General features: G+C 57.5%; 20 protein-coding genes. 10 read left to right on the forward strand and 10 right to left on the reverse strand.

What is annotated here, in order from left to right:
* The first annotated feature begins 33 nt into the window (after nt 1-33).
* The 3 genes from M7Q83_RS01090 to sufC (M7Q83_RS01100) are packed head-to-tail and all read left to right on the forward strand — an operon-like array spanning nt 34 to nt 2,334.
* The gene (locus tag M7Q83_RS01090) at nt 34-1,233 is read left to right on the forward strand and encodes a SufD family Fe-S cluster assembly protein (protein ID WP_298334475.1); all 1,200 of its coding nucleotides are present in this window, start codon (nt 34-36) and stop codon (nt 1,231-1,233) included.
* A complete protein-coding gene (locus M7Q83_RS01095) occupies nt 1,233-1,571 on the forward strand; it encodes a non-heme iron oxygenase ferredoxin subunit (RefSeq protein WP_298334477.1) in 339 nt (112 codons plus the stop codon). The genes M7Q83_RS01090 and M7Q83_RS01095 overlap by 1 nt, the downstream gene beginning before the upstream one ends.
* 7 nt (nt 1,572-1,578) lie before the next feature.
* Nucleotides 1,579-2,334: a Fe-S cluster assembly ATPase SufC gene (gene sufC / locus M7Q83_RS01100; protein WP_298334478.1), complete on the forward strand. Its 756-nt coding sequence runs from the start codon at nt 1,579-1,581 to the stop codon at nt 2,332-2,334.
* A gap of 55 nt (nt 2,335-2,389) precedes the next feature.
* On the opposite strand, the gene M7Q83_RS01105 is transcribed toward sufC (M7Q83_RS01100), so the two are convergent.
* Both M7Q83_RS01105 and M7Q83_RS01110 read right to left on the reverse strand, forming a co-directional pair.
* A complete protein-coding gene (locus M7Q83_RS01105; RefSeq protein WP_298334480.1) occupies nt 2,390-3,535 on the reverse strand; it encodes an FAD-dependent oxidoreductase in 1,146 nt (381 codons plus the stop codon).
* A 4-nt stretch (nt 3,536-3,539) separates the two neighbouring features.
* Complete coding sequence (locus M7Q83_RS01110; RefSeq protein ID WP_298334482.1) at nt 3,540-3,731, reverse strand: ferredoxin; 192 nt, start codon at nt 3,729-3,731, stop codon at nt 3,540-3,542.
* 122 nt (nt 3,732-3,853) lie between these two features.
* Between M7Q83_RS01110 and sufC (M7Q83_RS01115) the strand changes: the two genes are divergently transcribed.
* From sufC (M7Q83_RS01115) to sufU, 3 genes are read left to right on the forward strand one after another with little or no spacing between them, the layout of a single operon-like run.
* Nucleotides 3,854-4,609 (forward strand): Fe-S cluster assembly ATPase SufC, encoded by a 756-nt coding sequence (gene sufC, locus M7Q83_RS01115; RefSeq protein ID WP_298334484.1) that lies wholly within the window; start codon nt 3,854-3,856, stop codon nt 4,607-4,609.
* The gene (locus M7Q83_RS01120) at nt 4,591-5,841 is read left to right on the forward strand and encodes a SufS family cysteine desulfurase (protein ID WP_298334487.1); all 1,251 of its coding nucleotides are present in this window, start codon (nt 4,591-4,593) and stop codon (nt 5,839-5,841) included. Before sufC (M7Q83_RS01115) ends, M7Q83_RS01120 begins: the two co-directional genes overlap by 19 nt.
* 8 nt (nt 5,842-5,849) lie before the next feature.
* Nucleotides 5,850-6,305, forward strand: a complete 456-nt coding sequence (gene sufU, locus M7Q83_RS01125) for a Fe-S cluster assembly sulfur transfer protein SufU (protein WP_298334489.1) — start codon at nt 5,850-5,852, stop codon at nt 6,303-6,305.
* A gap of 68 nt (nt 6,306-6,373) precedes the next feature.
* Here sufU and M7Q83_RS01130 read toward each other — a convergent pair whose 3' ends face one another.
* The 4 genes from M7Q83_RS01130 to M7Q83_RS01145 form a co-directional block, all read right to left on the reverse strand.
* Nucleotides 6,374-7,567 carry a phosphodiester glycosidase family protein gene (locus M7Q83_RS01130; RefSeq protein ID WP_298334491.1) on the reverse strand — a complete coding sequence of 398 codons (1,194 nt, stop codon included), beginning with the start codon at nt 7,565-7,567 and terminating at the stop codon, nt 6,374-6,376.
* On the reverse strand, nt 7,564-9,132 hold the full coding sequence (locus M7Q83_RS01135; RefSeq protein ID WP_298334493.1) for a HAMP domain-containing sensor histidine kinase: 1,569 nt from the start codon (nt 9,130-9,132) through the stop codon (nt 7,564-7,566). Before M7Q83_RS01135 ends, M7Q83_RS01130 begins: the two co-directional genes overlap by 4 nt.
* 39 nt (nt 9,133-9,171) lie before the next feature.
* Nucleotides 9,172-9,891, reverse strand: a complete 720-nt coding sequence (locus tag M7Q83_RS01140) for a response regulator transcription factor (protein WP_298334495.1) — start codon at nt 9,889-9,891, stop codon at nt 9,172-9,174.
* Nucleotides 9,892-9,987: 96 nt separating this feature from the next.
* A complete protein-coding gene (locus M7Q83_RS01145) occupies nt 9,988-10,686 on the reverse strand; it encodes a hypothetical protein (RefSeq protein WP_298334497.1) in 699 nt (232 codons plus the stop codon).
* A 46-nt stretch (nt 10,687-10,732) separates the two neighbouring features.
* Here M7Q83_RS01145 and M7Q83_RS01150 point away from each other — a divergent pair, with 46 nt between their 5' ends.
* Nucleotides 10,733-11,653 carry a RimK family alpha-L-glutamate ligase gene (locus M7Q83_RS01150; protein ID WP_298334499.1) on the forward strand — a complete coding sequence of 307 codons (921 nt, stop codon included), beginning with the start codon at nt 10,733-10,735 and terminating at the stop codon, nt 11,651-11,653.
* A complete protein-coding gene (locus tag M7Q83_RS01155; protein ID WP_298334501.1) occupies nt 11,638-12,411 on the forward strand; it encodes a hypothetical protein in 774 nt (257 codons plus the stop codon). The genes M7Q83_RS01150 and M7Q83_RS01155 overlap by 16 nt, the downstream gene beginning before the upstream one ends.
* A gap of 20 nt (nt 12,412-12,431) precedes the next feature.
* Here the strand turns inward: M7Q83_RS01155 and M7Q83_RS01160 are convergent, their stop codons facing one another.
* From M7Q83_RS01160 to M7Q83_RS01170, 3 genes are all read right to left on the reverse strand, one after another.
* Nucleotides 12,432-12,806 carry a carboxymuconolactone decarboxylase family protein gene (locus tag M7Q83_RS01160; RefSeq protein ID WP_298334503.1) on the reverse strand — a complete coding sequence of 125 codons (375 nt, stop codon included), beginning with the start codon at nt 12,804-12,806 and terminating at the stop codon, nt 12,432-12,434.
* Between the two features lie 9 nt (nt 12,807-12,815).
* Nucleotides 12,816-13,241: a DUF1707 domain-containing protein gene (locus M7Q83_RS01165; protein ID WP_298334505.1), complete on the reverse strand. Its 426-nt coding sequence runs from the start codon at nt 13,239-13,241 to the stop codon at nt 12,816-12,818.
* A 91-nt stretch (nt 13,242-13,332) separates the two neighbouring features.
* Nucleotides 13,333-14,445 (reverse strand): acyl-CoA dehydrogenase family protein, encoded by a 1,113-nt coding sequence (locus M7Q83_RS01170; protein WP_298334508.1) that lies wholly within the window; start codon nt 14,443-14,445, stop codon nt 13,333-13,335.
* Nucleotides 14,446-14,554: 109 nt separating this feature from the next.
* Here M7Q83_RS01170 and M7Q83_RS01175 point away from each other — a divergent pair, with 109 nt between their 5' ends.
* Nucleotides 14,555-15,160: an MBL fold metallo-hydrolase gene (locus M7Q83_RS01175; protein ID WP_298334510.1), complete on the forward strand. Its 606-nt coding sequence runs from the start codon at nt 14,555-14,557 to the stop codon at nt 15,158-15,160.
* Nucleotides 15,161-15,230: 70 nt separating this feature from the next.
* Nucleotides 15,231-15,422 (forward strand): hypothetical protein, encoded by a 192-nt coding sequence (locus M7Q83_RS01180; protein WP_298334512.1) that lies wholly within the window; start codon nt 15,231-15,233, stop codon nt 15,420-15,422.
* A 119-nt stretch (nt 15,423-15,541) separates the two neighbouring features.
* Here M7Q83_RS01180 and M7Q83_RS01185 read toward each other — a convergent pair whose 3' ends face one another.
* A complete protein-coding gene (locus M7Q83_RS01185; RefSeq protein ID WP_298334514.1) occupies nt 15,542-17,023 on the reverse strand; it encodes an MFS transporter in 1,482 nt (493 codons plus the stop codon).
* Nucleotides 17,024-17,217 lie beyond the last annotated feature (194 nt).

The raw sequence follows: 17,217 nt of genomic DNA on the forward strand, positions 1-17,217 counted from the left end.
GCGAAGGTAGCAAACAGTATCGAAGGAGATCGCGTGAAGTCCCTAGGGAAGGATATGTCCTGGGAGCTGCCGGCTCGCAGTATGACGAGGGCGGCCGAAGCTGAACGACTGGAACAGCCGACAGAAGCCCTGGAGTGCTGGAGATACTCTCCAGTTGACGAGATCGAATGGGAGCGCTACCAGAAGAGCTGTGCGGCGACGAACGATGATCTGTGGGCAAGAGGACTGGAGATACTTTCGACCTTTGGCGCGGTGGATGCGACCGTGCGTGTGGATGGTGGCCGGTTGATAGAGGGTAGTTCTGCGGTACCTGGATTAACCGTGGCCCAGACGGAGGCCGTTGGTGAGTTCCTTCGCGAGGAGGACGAAAGTCTGTTGACGCTTGGCACCCTCCTGGCCCCTGGTCGCGTCGAGATCAAAGTGGAGGCTCCACTCCGGCGGCTGGGCATTCTCACCGCTGGAACGGGTGACGATGCTGGCCTGTGGAGTTGGCTTCGACTCTCGGTGGCTCCCGATGTCGAGCTCGAAGTCATCCATGTCGACCTCTTGACCGGGTCGGTTATGCACCTTCCGATTCTTGAGATCGTTGGTCAAGAGCGGTCAGCGGTGGTCTATCGCCACCAGCTCGAACACGACCGAAAGGCTCTCAGTCTTGGGTACGTACGATTTCGACTCGGCGCCGAAGCCAGTCTCGAGCTGGATGCGGCCAGTGCCCATCAGGGGTACACCCGTGTGCGTACGGATGGCATACTCGAAGGCACCAGGGCCCAGGCCGTGATTCGGGTTGGCTATGTCGTTGGTGCCCATGAACGTGTTGATTATCGGACGTTCATCACCCATGACGCGCCGAGTACGACCAGCAACCTGCTCTACAAGGGGGTGGTCAATGGTGATGGGACGTCAATTTACACCGGGATGATCACGATCACGCCGCTCGGGAGAGGTTCTGAAGCCTTCCAGACCAACCGGAACGTCCTCTTGTCGGAGGACGCGCTTGCGTGGTCGGTGCCAAACCTCGATATTCAGATCAGCGATGTGAAGTGCTCACATGCCTCCACCGTCGGTCCTATCGACGAGGAGGAGTTGTTCTACCTCGCCTCAAAGGGTTTTCCGGCCGAGGAGGCTCGACGTACCCTCGCGCGTGCGTTCTTCGCTGACATGGGAGATACTTTTGCGGTTGAACAGCAGCGCCTGCGAGCGGCAGTCGATGAGAAATGGGAGGCAGGGGCGTAATGGACAAAATTGGCACAACGCGAGATTTTGAAGAAGGCAAGCCGGTGAAGGTTGATTTCAACGGCTTTCCGGTGGTGGTTGTTCGAGTCGATGGTGAACTCTTTGCTATTGGTGATACCTGCTCACATGCCAAATACAGCCTGTCGGAGGGCGAAGTGTATGCAGAGGAGCGTGAGATTGAATGCTGGAAGCACGGCAGCACCTTTTCGCTCCGTGACGGGCACCCAACTTGCTTCCCAGCGACGAAGGCCGTTCCGGTCTTTGAGGTTATCGAGCGGACTGGCGACGTCTTCCTGGAGGCACCCGAAGACAGCAAAATCAACACGAAGAGAAGTTGAGGAAAACATGGCGTTCTTAGCAATCGATGACCTTCATGTCGCAATCGGTTCCAAGCAGGTACTCCAAGGTGTTGACTTGTCGGTCGACAAGGGTGAAGTCGTCGCGGTGATGGGTCCGAATGGATCGGGGAAAAGTACCCTCGTCTCGACGGTCATGGGTCGCCCCAACTACCAAGTCGTTGGGGGCTCGGTCACGATCGATGGGGAGGAGATTGCTGGTTGGGCCACCGATGAGCGAGCTCGTCAAGGCATCGCTTTGATCTCTCAGAGCCAACCAGAGATCCCCGGTGTTCGGGTCGACGAACTGGTGACAGCGATGTACCGCTTCCGTGGCCTTGATCCACAGGGCGTCTCCGAACGCATCGTTGCTGAGGCTGTCGAGCTCTCGCTCGATCAGGCACTGCTCAACCGTTGGGTGAACGTTGACCTCTCGGGTGGGGAGAAGAAAAAGCTCGAGACGCTGCTGGTGAGTGCGGTACCGCAGTCATTGGTTATTGGAGATGAAATCGACTCTGGCCTCGACATCGATGCATTGCGGGATGTCGCTCGTCGACTTCGACGGCTGAATGAGGAGCAAGGAACTTCGCTGCTCCTGATCACCCATTACCCTCGTCTCTTGCGTGAGATCAAAGCTGACCGAGTCGTTGTCCTCGTGCGAGGTAAGATTGTCGCCGAAGGCGGTATGGACTTGGCGGTCGAACTAGAGCGTTCGGGCTATCAACAGTTTGGTGCTGAACCAGCTGAGCACGCCGCGTTCGACTGAACCAAGCGAGGCTTGACGACTCTTCAAGCAGCCTTGCCCTGGGAGCTGCGAGCCATCACTGGCTTCCCAGTGAGGCAGTGATCCTATCTCGCAACTTGGTGAGCTCCTCTGGCGCGTTCATGAGTACGGCACCCTCGAGGCGGTCGTCACGCCGGTAGAGGAAGATCTTGCCGCCCTCGACCTCCTCGACCTCCTCGGTGAGATCGGGACCTGGTACTCCAATCACTTGGAGTAAGAGATCGCCTTGATCACTCCATCCAAAGGGGAGTTCCCCATAGGCAACGCGTCTGTTGGCCACGAGCGCCTGGGCCGTGTGGAGGGCGTGGTTGGTAGCTACCTCAAAGTGCTCAAAGCGCACCGAACGACCATAGAGAGGGTGATCCCAACTGGCGACGTCACCAGCGGCTCCTACTTGCTCAAAACCCTCGACGAGCCCCATTTCGTTCACATGGATTCCCTCGTCCTCGGCCAATGGGAGCGCTCCGCCGAGCCACGCAGTGCAGGGCACGACTCCCACCCCTACCACCACAAGGTCGGTGGGCCAGGACTGTGTTCCGTTACTGACGAGCCGATGGTCTCTCATGGTCTCAAGGTTTGCTGTGCTATTGAGTAGCAGTTCGATATTGCGTTCATGGAGATTGTGTTCGACGATGCTGCTGACACGCTGGCCCACGGCACGCGAGAGGAGGTGCGAACTCTGTTCGACGACGGTGACGTTGACGCCCAGACTGCGTGCTGTGACCGCAACCTCGGCACCGATGAAACCACCACCGATGATGGTGAGGTGACCGATCCGCGTCAGTGCTTCCTTGAGGCGCGTTGCATCTGTCAAGGTTCTTAGGTAGATGATCGCTTCATCGGGGGCGAACCCTCTGAGTTGGCGAGGCTCGGCGCCGGTTGCCACCACCAGGAGATCAAACGGATAGGCGTTGTCTGCGGTGAACACCAGTGACTTCGCAAGATCAACACCTACCGCAGGGCTGCCAGAGAGAAACCGGTAGCCTTCGCCACCTCCTCGCAGTCGTACCCGCTGGGCGGAGACGGTTCCGGCTAAGTAACCCTTGGAAAGGGGCGGACGTTGATAGGGTAGCTCGTCTTCACCGGCGAGCACCGTGATATCAAGCTCCGCATCGAGGCGACGAGCTTGGATCGCTGCCCGATGACCGGCGAGTGCCCCTCCGACAACGACGAGGCGACGCATGTCGTTAATCGCTCACGCTGATGGCCTGTGTGGGGCATTGCGCTTGAGCGGCAAGGACAGCGGCATGGAGATCTTCGGGAGGATTTTCGTTGATGACATAGAGGAACCCATCATCTCGAACCTCGAAAACGGAGGGTGCAAGCCCCTCACAGACGGCGTTGGACTGACACTTGTCGTAGTCGACTTCAATACGCATCGTTCACCCCACTTTTTGGCACAAGTTCGGAGTTGAGTCTATCAGGTAGGACTTTCGCACAGTCCTCGCTTGGTCCTCAATTGCACTATTGGGATAGGGTTAATTGCTACTAGACTGGCGTTGTGACTGTTCCATCATTGTTTGAAGCCCGGGATCTATGGGTATCGGCCGCTGGTACTACGATTTTGAAGGGTTTTTCGATCGCTGTTGCTCCGGGTGAGTTGCATGTGATCATGGGTCCCAACGGATCTGGTAAGTCAAGCTTTGCGAACGCGATCATGGGGAGTGCTGATTACCACATCGATAGCGGGCAGGTCGTCTTCAAAGGGGTCGATATTAGCGCCCTCCCGGTTGATGAACGAGCAAAAGAGGGTATCTTTTTGGCTTTTCAGTATCCCGAGGAGATTCCTGGCGTCTCGGTGATTCAGTTCCTTCGTCAGGCTCTGCAGGCGCGACGCGGGGCTGATGTATCAGCGATCGAGGTACGTTTTGACCTTCTTGAGTGGTTAGAGCGTCTAGGACTTGACCCCTCCTTTGCGTCACGCTACTTGAATGAGGGGTTCTCTGGAGGCGAGAAGAAGCGGAACGAGATTATCCAGATGGCGATGATGCAACCCGAGCTAGCCATTCTGGACGAGACCGATTCAGGGCTTGACATCGATGCCTTGCGCACGGTGGCTCGTGGTATCGAGACGGTTCGAGAGGCGAAGCAGGAGATGGGTGTCATTCTGATCACCCATTATCAGCGCATTTTGGATTGGCTCACCCCCACGACCGTTCATGTCGCGGTCGATGGCCGAATCGTTGGATCCGGTGGCATGGAGTTGGTGGAGGATCTAGAACGAGAGGGATATCAAAAGTGGCGAGTGTCAAAGTAACGGATCAGTTCAGCGAGCTCCGGAAGGATTTCCCTATTTTTGCCGATATCCAGGCGAGTCGGCCGTTTTACTATCTTGATTCTGCGGCATCGTCGCAGCGACCAGCGGTGGTGATCGATACCATGAGTCAGTACTATCGCCACTCGCATGCCAATGTGCACCGAGGAGTCTACGGCTTGGCTGAAGAGGCCACCGGGATCTATGAGGCCGCTCGGAGGCACCTTGGCAGATTCATCGGTGCAAGCGATCCTGAGCGAGAGATCGTCTTTACCAAGAATGCCACCGAGGCGCTCAACTTGGTCGCGCAGGGTCTTGGGCGTGTCTTGCTGACACCGGATAGCCACGTGCTCCTCACGGAGATGGAGCACCATGCCAATCTGGTGCCGTGGATGATCCTGCAAGAGCAGCTCGGTTTTACCATCGAGTATCTTCCCTTTGATGCCGAGGGGTTGCTGGTGCTTGACAACTTGGATGCACTCCTGGAGCGTGCGAGCATCCTTGGTGTTACCCTGATGTCGAATGTGCTTGGAACGTTGAATCCGATTGCCGCGTTGAGCGAGCGAGCACATGAACACGGTGTACTGGTGGTTGGCGACGGTGCACAGTTCGTACCCCACTTTGCTACGGATGTCCGTCAGCTTGGCGTCGATTGTCTAGCCATTACTGGTCATAAAATGCTCGCTCCCACTGGGATCGGCGCACTTTGGGCAAAAGCGGAGATCCTTGAACGTATGCAACCATTCCTTGGTGGTGGTGAGATGATCGCTGATGTGCGACTCGATGGTTTCAGTGCTGGTGAGATCCCGCATAAATTCGAGGCTGGCACTCCCCCGATCGCAGAGGCTGCGGGCTGGGATGTCGCTTTGGACTATCTTGAGATGGTTGGGATGGACGCCATCACCAACCACGATCGCCGGCTCACGAGCTACGCGATGACGCAGATGCGCGAGAGGCTCGACGATCGTATCAGAATCTTTGGCCCGCAAGACGTGACCAAACGAGGGGGTGTTCTCTCCTTTGAGCTCACTGACGTTCACCCTCACGACGTCGCCCAGGTCCTCGATCAACATGGGGTTTGTGTGCGCGCTGGACATCACTGTGCGAAGCCGCTCATGCGTGAGTTGGGGGTAGGGGCTACGGCTAGGGCCTCGTTCTACCTCTACAACGACGAGCGAGATGTTGATGCATTGATCGATGCATTGATCGACGCCTATGAGCTGTTTCACGGTTAGGAGTGACGATGAACGATTTAGACGATCTGTATCGCGAAATTATCCTTGATCACTATAAGAATCCCCGTAATCAGGGAGTGCTTGAGGGACCGACGGTCCATGCTGAAGAGGGCTTCAATCCACTGTGTGGCGACGAGGTGAAAATCTATGTGCAAGTTGAGGATGGTGTCGTTCAGGACATCAAGATCACTGGCCAAGGTTGTTCTATCTCCCGATCATCGGCTTCACTGATGTCACAGGCGGTCAAGGGGCAGTCCATTGCTGAGGTAAAGGCGACGGTGAGCCGTTTCAAGCGAATGATTACTGTCGAGGAGACCGATGGCGAGCCAGAGCCAGTTGACCTGAGGGTCGTTGGTGAATTGGCTGCGCTGCAAGGGGTCGTGAAGTTCCCGGTTCGGATCAAGTGCGCGACGTTGCCGTGGAACACCCTGATGCTCGCGTTGGAAGCGGCACAACTCGGTTAAGGCCTAGGGCGAGCCGCTCTCTATCGGAGGAAGGCGCGGCTCCCTTTGTGTCGAAGGGGATCCTTACCTTAGAGCGGGTTCTTACGGGCGACGACGGCGACAAAGTCCCTTGCTGTTCCCTCAAAGTACCGTTGTGGCGGTCGTTCCATGTTGTAGACCAACCGATAACCATTCGTTGGGCTTGCGGGTGCACCGAGCGTGTGGTTGAAATAGAAGAAGTTCGTCCATGCGGAGTTGATATCAAGCTCCATAGCGTTTACGGCACCGGCTCGTTGGAGCAGGCGAGCAAGGGATGGGACGGAGAGTCCTGGCCCACTGACGTAGACGATGGCACCATTGGAGGTGACGCCCACTCCTGATCGCCAGACGAGCACTTGATTGCCCACGGTGGTGCCCCAGACCTGGTAGTTTGAGGAGTAGACCACGGGATTGATCTTTCCCGACTCCACGAGTGGAACGAGGTTCTGTCGCACGACCTTGATCGATGAGGGAACATTCTGGCCATGGGTCCATTGCTCGACGGTCGCCGTACCTTGGGCGTTGACGACGAAGGAGGCAGCTCCATTTCGTAGCGGGACTGCCATGCGACCATAGGCGTAGTATCCACCCTGTGCATCGCTCATACGAAACCCTGAGTTGAAGGCTGCGACAAGGTTGTTTGCCTGCGATCCTTGGATCGGCGCCATGTAGGGCCAGGCCCCTCCGCCCGGGGGTTCTTGGGCGCCGGCGTACTGGAGGAAGCTCACCAGATGGGGGTCCATCCAGGCAACACCCGCCACGAGCGAGGTGTGCACCTTGTCAGGTCGCATCAGGGTGACATAGAGGGCCGGGGAGCCATCGATCAGTGGGCCCTCTGGGGTCCACTGTCCCTCATGGGGCAACGGTGGACTTGCGATAGGGGTGATGGCTTTTGGCGCGGGGAGGATCTTCGAGGTAGCCGTCACCTGACTCTGCCGTACACTGGCCACTGGTCGTAGTGAACCTTTCGGTGGTTCCCCACCGACTGCTGGCTGATGGGTTGTGTACCAGATATTCTCAGCGGTTTGGACGATGCTCGCACCACCGTTTCCGCGAACCCACTCCACAAACTTGACGCCCAGGCTGGCAGATCCGGGCGCACCTAGTGCGCTGATCATGCCGACACCTCCGTAGCCCCCAGCGACGACCACTCCGGCTACGGCAATGGCTCGAACGCGACGATAGGCGAGTGAGTGTCGCTTGGGTTGTTGCTTCACAGTTGGTGTTTGCAAAAGTTGTGTCAAACCTTTTCCTTTAATGGTGTTGCTGATGGTAGAACGTTAGCCGCCTCCGATGGTACCTGGTCTTGCGCGAGGATCGGCAACTGCACCCGAAAGTACGCTCCGCCAAGATCAGAACTCCCGACCATGACAGTGCCTTCGAGCAGTTCGACCAAACTACGCACGATTGGCAGACCGAGACCTGATCCACCTTGGAGGCGGCTTCTTGCGGGATCCAGACGAGTGAAGCGCTCGAAGATGGCGTCCCTTCGTTCCAGGGGGATGCCTGGACCGTCGTCGCCGACCGTAAAGATGGCGGATGGTCCAGTCGTCGAGGCGGTCACCGCCACGGTTGTTCGCGCGTAACGGACGGCGTTTTCGATGAGGTTGCGCACAATGCTGCGGATCTGTTCGGGATCGCCCAGTAGTCGCACTGCGCTGACGCGAGACATATCGATATTGACTCCAGGATGGGTCCGGCGAATACGATGAACCTCGTCTCGGCAGAGTTCATCAAGGTCGACCGTGACCCGAACTGCCTGCACCCTGGCCTCTGCTTTTGCGAGCGTGAGTAGGTCTTCGATCAGACGTTGCATGCGTTCGCTCTCCCTAAGGGCGATGCCCGCGGTCTGTTGCCAATCGGTTAACTCGCTGTGGAGGAGCCCGACCTCAAGAGAGGCACGTAGGGCTGAGAGCGGGCTTTTGAGCTCGTGAGATGCATCCGCGATAAACTGTTTTTGCTGCTCGGCGGCGGCATCGAGTCGTCCCAACATGGAGTTCATGGTTGCGGCGAGTCGTGCTATCTCATCGTCGCCTTCGGGTTGGAAGACTCGGTTGGATAAGTTCAGAGCGGTGATCTCCTCTACATCGCGTCGTATCTGGTCGACTGGAGCAAGGGCTCGGCGACTCAGAATCCAGGTGGAGATGGCGACGACTGCCAAGATGATGGGGTATACGATGAAAAACTCACGTTTTAAGGCCGCCACCGAAGCGTCTACGGAGGAGAGGGATGCGATGGTGTAGACGTAGAAGGTCGTCGGTTTGCCGTTTGACCCCGCCATCAGATGGCTGTCGCTGGCCGGCTTGGATCTTGAAATTACGCCGACGAGGAAGGTCGGCACCTGCACCTGATCAGCAACAAAAACTGTGTGGCGATCTACGTTACCGTTGATTGCCAGACGGTTGGCGCGAGCGGAGTCTTCGGTCCGTACGATACCTCGGGTTGGTACCGCTTGGGGGGGGCGCAGGGCTTTCGCCCCTTTTAAGTTTGGTGAGTACGCAATGACCGTACCGTGGCTGGACACGACCTGGGCGGCAAGGTCACCCCGTGGGATGGGCAATGGGTTGGGCAGGTGCCCATCGCGAACGAGGAGGACGATGTCGTCAGCTTCGTTTTTTGCCGTGTTCACTACGTTACGCGTCAACGCAGCCCGCAAGGTAAGCGCCACCGCGATGAAGGCCGCCAGGAGTACTAAGCCGACGACGACAGTAGCGGCGATGGTGGTGCGCTTCCGCACCGATGCGAGCTGACGTCCGACCCAACGAAGCGGAGGGAACTGCGTTCTCGAGACGTGATTGAGTTTCTCCATCGAGGCCAGTTTCAAGGGTGCTGACCCCCGGTGTGAAGTTTAGACAGGCGCGGAAACCTCATCGCAGGTGACAACCGCCGCCGATCCACCATCCTCCTCAAGGAGGTAACCGACCCCACGCACCGTACGGATCGATTTTGTCCCAAAGGGGGCATCGATTTTCTTGCGCAGGTAGCCAATGTACACCTCGACGATATTGGAGTCTCCCTCAAAATCGTAGTCCCAAACGTGTTCAATGATCTCACGTTTGTTCAGCACTTTACCCTTGGATCGCATCAGCAACTCAAGAAAGGAAAACTCACGGGTGGTGAGGTCGATAATGGTATCCCCGCGGGAGACTGAGTGACTCGATGGATCGAGTTTGAGATCACCGGCGGCGAGCACGGGTGGTCGACTGTCGACGTTACGACGGAGCAGTGCCCGGATTCGAGCGACGAGCACGGTGAACGAGAAGGGTTTCTTGAGAAAGTCATCAGCGCCGGTATCGAGAGCCTCAGCTTCATCGAGCTCTCCATCCTTGGCGGTCAGCATCAGGATCGGTGTCCAGATCTCCTCGCTTCTTAAGGTAGCGGTGAATTTAAAGCCGTTCATGCCCGGCAGCATGATATCGAGAACGATGCAGTCATAGGGCGCACTCCTCGCCAGATTGATACCATCTATTCCGTTGAGACAGGTGTCGACTGCAAAACCCTCCGCGACGAGCCCACGTTTCAGGGTGTCCACCAATGTTTCTTCATCATCCACTACTAGGATTCGCATGCGATTCTCCTTTCGCTGTCTTTAGGATACGCAGACTTCTCAAAGGAAGGCTAGGAGTAACCCGAAGAATTGCTGAGAGAGGCGCTCCAGAGGCTGTCATGTGAGCGTTGTAGTGTGAGGCCAGAGCTCTCGCTCCAGCCAGCCAAGAATGAGAGCGTAGGGCCGTGGGTCGTTGTGGAGCCTCGTCGATGTCGCGTAGACCCGATGGAGCTCGGGGTGAAACGTTGCAACGAGATGCTCAAGCATAGAGTTGTCGGGTCGAGGACGGTCGCCAGGGACGATCATCATCCAGCGCCTGGAGAGATCGGTTAAGGCCCGCATATAACCGGAGACCGGGAAGACTCCTGCTGGATCGAGTCGGGCCCCGGTGGCTGTCAGCTCCTCACGCGAGAGCTGATCGACCAGAGGATCGACGGTGACGACCCCGACGACCGAGCTGCTGTCTTTGGTGGCGAGCATGGCATAGCCAACCAGCCCAAAGCCGATGATGACGAGCGGCTGCGGTGCGAGGAAGTCGATGACCGCCTCAAGGTCGGCAACCAGTGCTGTCGCTTCAAGGGTCCCGTCAGACTCACCAATGCCATGGGGGTTCACGCCAACCACTTGGGTTCGACAGTAGAAGCTTAGGCGTTCGGCGGCCTCTTGGAGAACCCGATCGCTGCTGCCGCCGATGTCGGTATCGGCGATGCCCGGGGAATATAGCACCGTCGGTCGTCCAGGAGTGGAGCTCTCCTTCACCGTCGCCACAAAGAGTGAGAGCCCAGCGGGTTCGCACCATAACTGATCTACTGGCATCACACCTCCCTCTCTAGACTGTAGCCGTGCAAGGAATTTCATCAGGATGGAGATGCGCTCTGGATCGGGTGACCGATTGAGTCAATCACCTATGCGCACCGAGGATCGAGAGGTGGTTGTTGTAGCCAACCTTGGCCTCGGGGAGAAGTTTTTCGATCACGGCATCCTCTATCAACGTGGACTCAGTAAGACCTTTGAACATGTCGAGCTAGTGAGCACCGAGTATCTCCTCAGCCGAGTGACACATGTTGATCGACGACACGAGCTCATTCTCTTTCTTGACAAAGATGTTGCAGTTGCAGAGGTACTTGAGCTCCAAGGTGCGACGGTGATCAACAGCTCGTTGTCGATCGCGATCTGTGATGACAAGCGCCGCACCTATGCCCACCTAGCGGCAGCGGGCTTGCGTATTCCAAAGACAGTGATGATGCCGCCGCTCTATCCAAAGCAGAAAATCGCCACCCACTTGGTGCTATCGGCGGTTGCGGAGGTTGGGCTCCCCCTGGTGATCAAAGAGGCGAATGGATCCTTTGGAGCTCAGGTGTACCTGGCCCAAACTGTCGATGATGTTTTTGCGATAGTCGACGCATTGGCCGATCGACAGCTGCTCGTACAGGAGTTTATCGCGAGTTCACGAGGACGTGATCTACGGCTACAGGTCGTCAATGGGCGCTGCATTGCCGCCATTGCTCGTCAGCATCCTGATGACTTTCGCGCAAATCTTTCGGCTGGGGGCGTTGGCGCCCCCTACAAGCCCTCGGCAGCGGAGTGCGCGTTAGCCGAGGCGAGCGCGGCGGCGGTTGGGGGCTTCAATGTCGGTGTCGATCTCCTCTTTGACGATGCGAATGAGGGTTCTATCGTCTGTGAAGTGAACTCCAATGCGCACATCTGGAGGTTGTCGGCGATCTCCGGGGTGGATGTGCCCTATCACGTGGGCCTGGCGCTTCGACAATGGCTCTGCGCGTAGCAATCTACTACGATCGCCAGCAGCTCCAGCCGAACGGCTTCTTCTTGAGGGCACTCGTGGCGGCTGGTCGATCGTTTGGAGCTCAGGTCATTGCGTTGGTTGGTCCAGAGGAGCTCCAGTCGCGCGAACTGGCTCATGTCGATGTCGTCTTCGTGCGCTCGCGGTCACTTCGCCAGCGCCTTTGGTTGGCCCGTCGTATTCCTCGTGTGGTGAACAGCCCGCTGCTGGCGCTGGTCGGCAACGACAAGCTCGCCCAATACCTCTGGTGCCAGCAGCATGGATTTGCTACGCCAGCGGTGTTTTCCACTCATGCGGTCCCAACTCCCTGGGTGAGCAAGCCCAGATTTGGCCATGGAGGTCGGGGGGTACGGTTGGTCGAAACATCGGGCTGGCGAGGTGGTCTTGATGTACTACTTGCTCAGGAGTATCATCCAGTCGGCACCGTGGATCGACGTCACTATATCCTGGGCACGACGATCGCGGTGACGGTTGAGCGGAGGGCGAATGGGGATTTCCGATCGAACCTCTCACGAGGAGCCTCACCCCGGCTTGTGACGGCGAGTGGTGAAGAGCGCGATTTTGTGCAAACGATCGCGGTCCGATTGGGGCCGGGTTACTACGGTATCGATATCGTGACTGGACCTCAAGGTCCGATGGTCATGGAGATCGAGGATTTGGTGGGCGCTCGATCGCTCTACCAGCTGGGGTTCTCCGATCATGCGACCCAGGTTATGCAATGGGTGTGCCAGGTCCCATGACGGACGGGTCAGCGAGCGTACTAGCTATCGCTCGGGTGGTAATCGCGTTCGTACTCATCGAATGCCTCAAGCGCTCTGGGTCCGTACACCGTGCCGGGCCCACCGGTGAGCAAAATGGTCACCCCGAGCGTCTCGGCGATGGCCTGGCGACTTACTCCGGCTCGGGCTGCCCCACGTGCGTGAGACGTGATACAACCGTCGCACTTAAGCGCTACGGCGACCGCTAACGCGATAAGCTCCTTCGTCCCGGTGCTGATCTCGCCACTGGCCATTGCACTATGGTGGAGACTGCCATACGACTTGAGTACATCAGGGATCATCGCTCGAAGTTCCTTCGCAGGTTGGCGAAGATCCTCCTGGACCTGGTGCCATGGCTGATGCTGATCGTCGTTCATGGTTCCAGGTTAGACGGGATGATTGCTCTTTGCAAGGCTTCGTTTGATCGGACGGTAGCGCAGCCACTGCACTCCGTACCCTAGGTTCGTCAGCAGGAATGCAACGATGACGATCGCCAAGACGGGGAAAATCCAACCCATGAAGAAGCTGAGCGCTGCCAGCGCCACGACTGGGATCAGACCAAACGAGTCAAGACGACGAATTCGGCGATCCCAACGAGGACCCACGAAGGGTGCGCGTGTCTTCTCAAACGTTGCTTCATAGATCTGGGAAACCTTGCGGGCCTTGGCAAGCAACATGAGACGAACTTCGTACTCGTCAAAGTCAAGATCTCCGGACCTGAAGCGTTCAAGCAGCAGGGCGCGAGCCCGCTCTCGATCTTCGGCGGATGCCTGCAGCTCGCTGCTCTTGTCTGGGGTACTCTCTCGATCCATATTCATTCCACCACTCAGGTAACCATCTACCTACTAATATTCTACTCGCTCGGATTCGATAGCGCGATACTCGTCGGAGAAGTGCTTGCCACTAGATGATACCGAGGAGCTGTGCGAGTTTACGTCGTTGGGCAGGCCCGTTCCCAAACAAGATTTGGTCGGCTTTGGCCCGCTTGAAGTACAGATGGGCATCGTGTTCCCAGGTGAAGCCGATACCGCCATGCACCTGAATCGAGGATGCTGCGATGCGATAGTAGGCATCCCCACAGGTTGCCTTTGCGGTCGTGGCTGCAATCGCCTGATCATCTGCCTGATCTGCGAGTGTGAAAGCAGCGTAGAGCGCTACCGACTTCGCGGATTCCAAGTCAACAAGCATGTCCGCGAGACGGTGTTTGACGGCTTGGAAACTACCGATTGGACGGCCGAACTGATGGCGGTCCTTTGCGTAGGCAACTGACATCTCGAGTACACGTTCGGCTCCACCAACCATGTCTTGAGCCATGCTTGCGTTCGCCAGTGCCTCGAAGGCAGGCGTTGCTGCCTCCAACGCTGGACCATCGAGCACCATCGTTCCTGGTGAAGCGTTGAACGAGACCTGGGCCATTGGCCGGGTGAGGTCAAGTGTGGTCTGTTGGGTGAGCACAACCCCCGGGGCGTCGGCTCGCACGAGTGCGAGTACCCGCTCGCCCTCTCTCTCAAGGGTGATGAGCAGATGGGTGGCCTGGGTGCCGTCGAGCACGAATCGGCTTTCGGCGTCGATGCCGGTGTCATGCCAGGTGCCACTTGGATGGAGTGGATGCTCGGCGGTCCCGCTGACCAGCCCGAGCACCACTGCGCCACTGCTGATCCCCGCGATCGTCTCTGCGATGACAGGATCATCATTGGTCGCTTGGTTGAGGAGGCTAGCACCAAGGACTGACGTCACCAGGAACGGGAGAGGAGCCACCGCGCGGCCAATCTCTTGGAGGACGCAGGCTGCCTCGACGAAGCCAAGCCCGAGTCCCCCTTGGGACTCAGGGATGAGCAGGCCGGCAATCCCCAGTTCGTTGACCATCGCCTGCCAAAGATCGATGGGGATGGGGGTCGTGGACTCCATCGTGGTGCGTACGAGACTTGTTGGCAAGCGTTGGGTAAGAAATCGACGGGTGGTAGCCTTGAGCTCTTCCTGTTCCGACGTAAACGCAAAGTTCAACGTAGCCCTCACTTTCTTTGGCTCGCTATTTCGCTGGCGTCCTATCGTTTGGCGCTATCGCCAAGATCGTACGCACTGACTAGCCTACTGCTAGAACAGCTTCAAGAGAGGGCAGAGCGTCGTGCAAACCACGTATACCGTTGGGGATCTTACGATTGAGCAGTTTGTGGTAGGGCCGCTTGAGAATAATCTTTACGTCCTGACCACCCCGAGTTCACCAGAGGCACTCCTCATCGATGCCACCGCCGGCGATGATGTTCTTGTCGATGCGTTGGTCCAGCGGAACGTCACCAAGGTCATCATTACGCATGGTCATCACGACCATATCGGTGCTGTGGCGGCACTGCGACAACAGGGAATGAGGGTGATGGTGGGAGAGCCTGATGCTTCGTTGCTCGATGGGTTTGATACGACCTTGGTCGATAACGAATTGATCAGGTTTGGTGCTCTCAATCTACGTATTTTGGCGACGCCGGGACACACCCCTGGATCTGTTTGCATCGCTCCTGAGGGTTATGAACTGCTCTTTACTGGAGATACGCTGTTCCCAGGCGGACCTGGGGCGACCAAGTTCCCTGGTGGCGATTTCCCTACCATTATCGAGTCGATCCGCCGCATCTTTGCCACTTTCCCCGCCGAAACAGTCCTACTGCCGGGTCATGGTGCTTCGACTACGATTGGAACACAGGTCGGCAGCTTGGACGAATGGATCGCAAGAGGCTGGTGAGCTGTACTCTTCTGAGAGACGCCTGGCCTGCATCGGGTTGGTCGTCCGCATGCATTCGATAGGAGGCGAGATGTACGCGGGGATAGTCGGTAACGGTCCACGACGCTCTCGCGTGAACCCAGTCTTCGCTGCTGGAGTGCTGCGGCGTGCAAGGGCCTTGAGCCACGACGAGACCGTAACGACCGCGCCCCGTTGGTTCCAGCGAGTTGCTTGTGTGGTAGTACGCCTGCGTTTCGTTGTGGAAGACCGCTCAGTGCTGTGAGCGCCCGAGAATCCCACAACCTGCAGCATTGAGCTAGCCTGGCAAGGCTTCGACGACGATAGGCCACCAACATCAGGACCGTAACAGTAAAGCACTGCTTGTTCCTCTTGGGCAGGTAGTCAGTTTTGCGTGTGGACGGGTTTATGTGCTGAGGCGGTGATGAGGCCGTGACGAACGCGAGTTGCCGAGAGGATGGCTGCAACCACTAAAAAGATCATTGATGCGTAAAAGGCCGAATGTAGCCCGTTAACGAATACCTGTGCGATCTCCCCATGGAGTTTAGCGGTACCGACGAAGATCGCAAAGGCTACTTGCCGAGGGATCGAACGCGATGCGATCAGAATCGCCATCGAGAAAGAAAAGACCATACCGGTATTTTGAAAGGTCCTCAACATGCCTGACGCGATCCCGAAGACCTGGCGTGGGGCCGCCTTCATTACTGCTGAGTTGTTAGCGGGGAAGAAACTGCTTGAGCCGATGCCATTGACCACGCTTGCGACTACGACTAGCCATAGCCCGGTGGTCATGCCCAACTGAGCGTAGAGCAGCAGACCAATAATCTGCGTCGCGAGACCGAAGGTGGCAGGGAGTACAGGTCCGATTTTGTCCGCCATTCTCCCCGAGAAGGGGCCGATCGCACCACCGACTAAGTAACCGGGAACCAAGAGGAGTGAGGCGTCGAGGGGCGAGAGGCCACGCGGCCCCTGGAGGTACATCAGAACCAGAAAGAGCACGGCGTAGTTTGCGAGTCCTTGGCAGAGTGAGGCAAGTAGCGATGGAGTCATGGTCGGTACCTTGAAAAGAGAGAGATGGACCATGGGGTCGGTTTGCCGATGCTCGATAAAGACAAAAACGATGAGGACGACGATGCCGCCGATGAGAAAGAGGAGTAGCGACAGGTCGAGTGTGTGCGTGGCGAGGTTCGTCACCGCCCACAGGATACCAAAAAGGCCGAGACCCGCAGTCAGCATTCCCCACAGGTCGATCTTCCTGCGTTCACGAGTTCCGCCATCGTGGAGGACGCGAAGGGCGAGGATGACGGCCACGAGACCGATCGGTACGTTGATCCAGAAGATCCATCTCCATGAGATAAAAGTGACGATGATTCCTCCGAGGACGATTCCGAGTACGGCACCGAGGCTGTAGCCAATGCCGTTGAAGCCATAGGCACGCCCCCGTTTCTCCGGTGGGAAAAGATCGGCGATGACCGCGCCGCTGTTGGCGGTCACAAGCGCTCCGCCGATTCCCTGAAGAATCCGGAACGCAATGATTGCTGGTTCATCCCACGAGATGGCACAGAGCGCTGAGCCGATGATGAAGACGACAAAACCGGTCTCATACATTTTGACTCGTCCGTACATGTCGCCGAGCCGGCCGACTTGCGAAGCAAGGAGTGTCACCACCAGTAGATATCCGATAATTATCCAGATGACCGAGGCGAGTGCAACGTGGAGGCCCCGTTCGATTTCAGGTAGCGCAAGCACAACGATCGTGGTATCCACCGCTGTGATGAGCACCCCGGTCATGACCACTGCGAGGGCCAACCCGGTTCTGGTCGTCGATGGTCTGGTTGCTGTTACCTTGGGGTTATCTGCACTCAAAGGATCACCTCCTCCGCAATGCCACGCAGCCTAATGAGCTTCTCTAGCCCTAGTGTCGCCAGATCGCGAAGCTTTGTTGACGCGATGGGACTGGCATGGTGACTTCTGGTACAAGCCTAGTCGTCGAGCCGCGATTGGGTCAAGAGGCGTTTTGCGAAGCTAGACCTTACCTGGCGGGTTGGAGCATCTGGCAT

Source organism: Ferrimicrobium sp., from assembly GCF_027364955.1.
Classification (GTDB): Bacteria; Actinomycetota; Acidimicrobiia; order Acidimicrobiales; family Acidimicrobiaceae; genus Ferrimicrobium.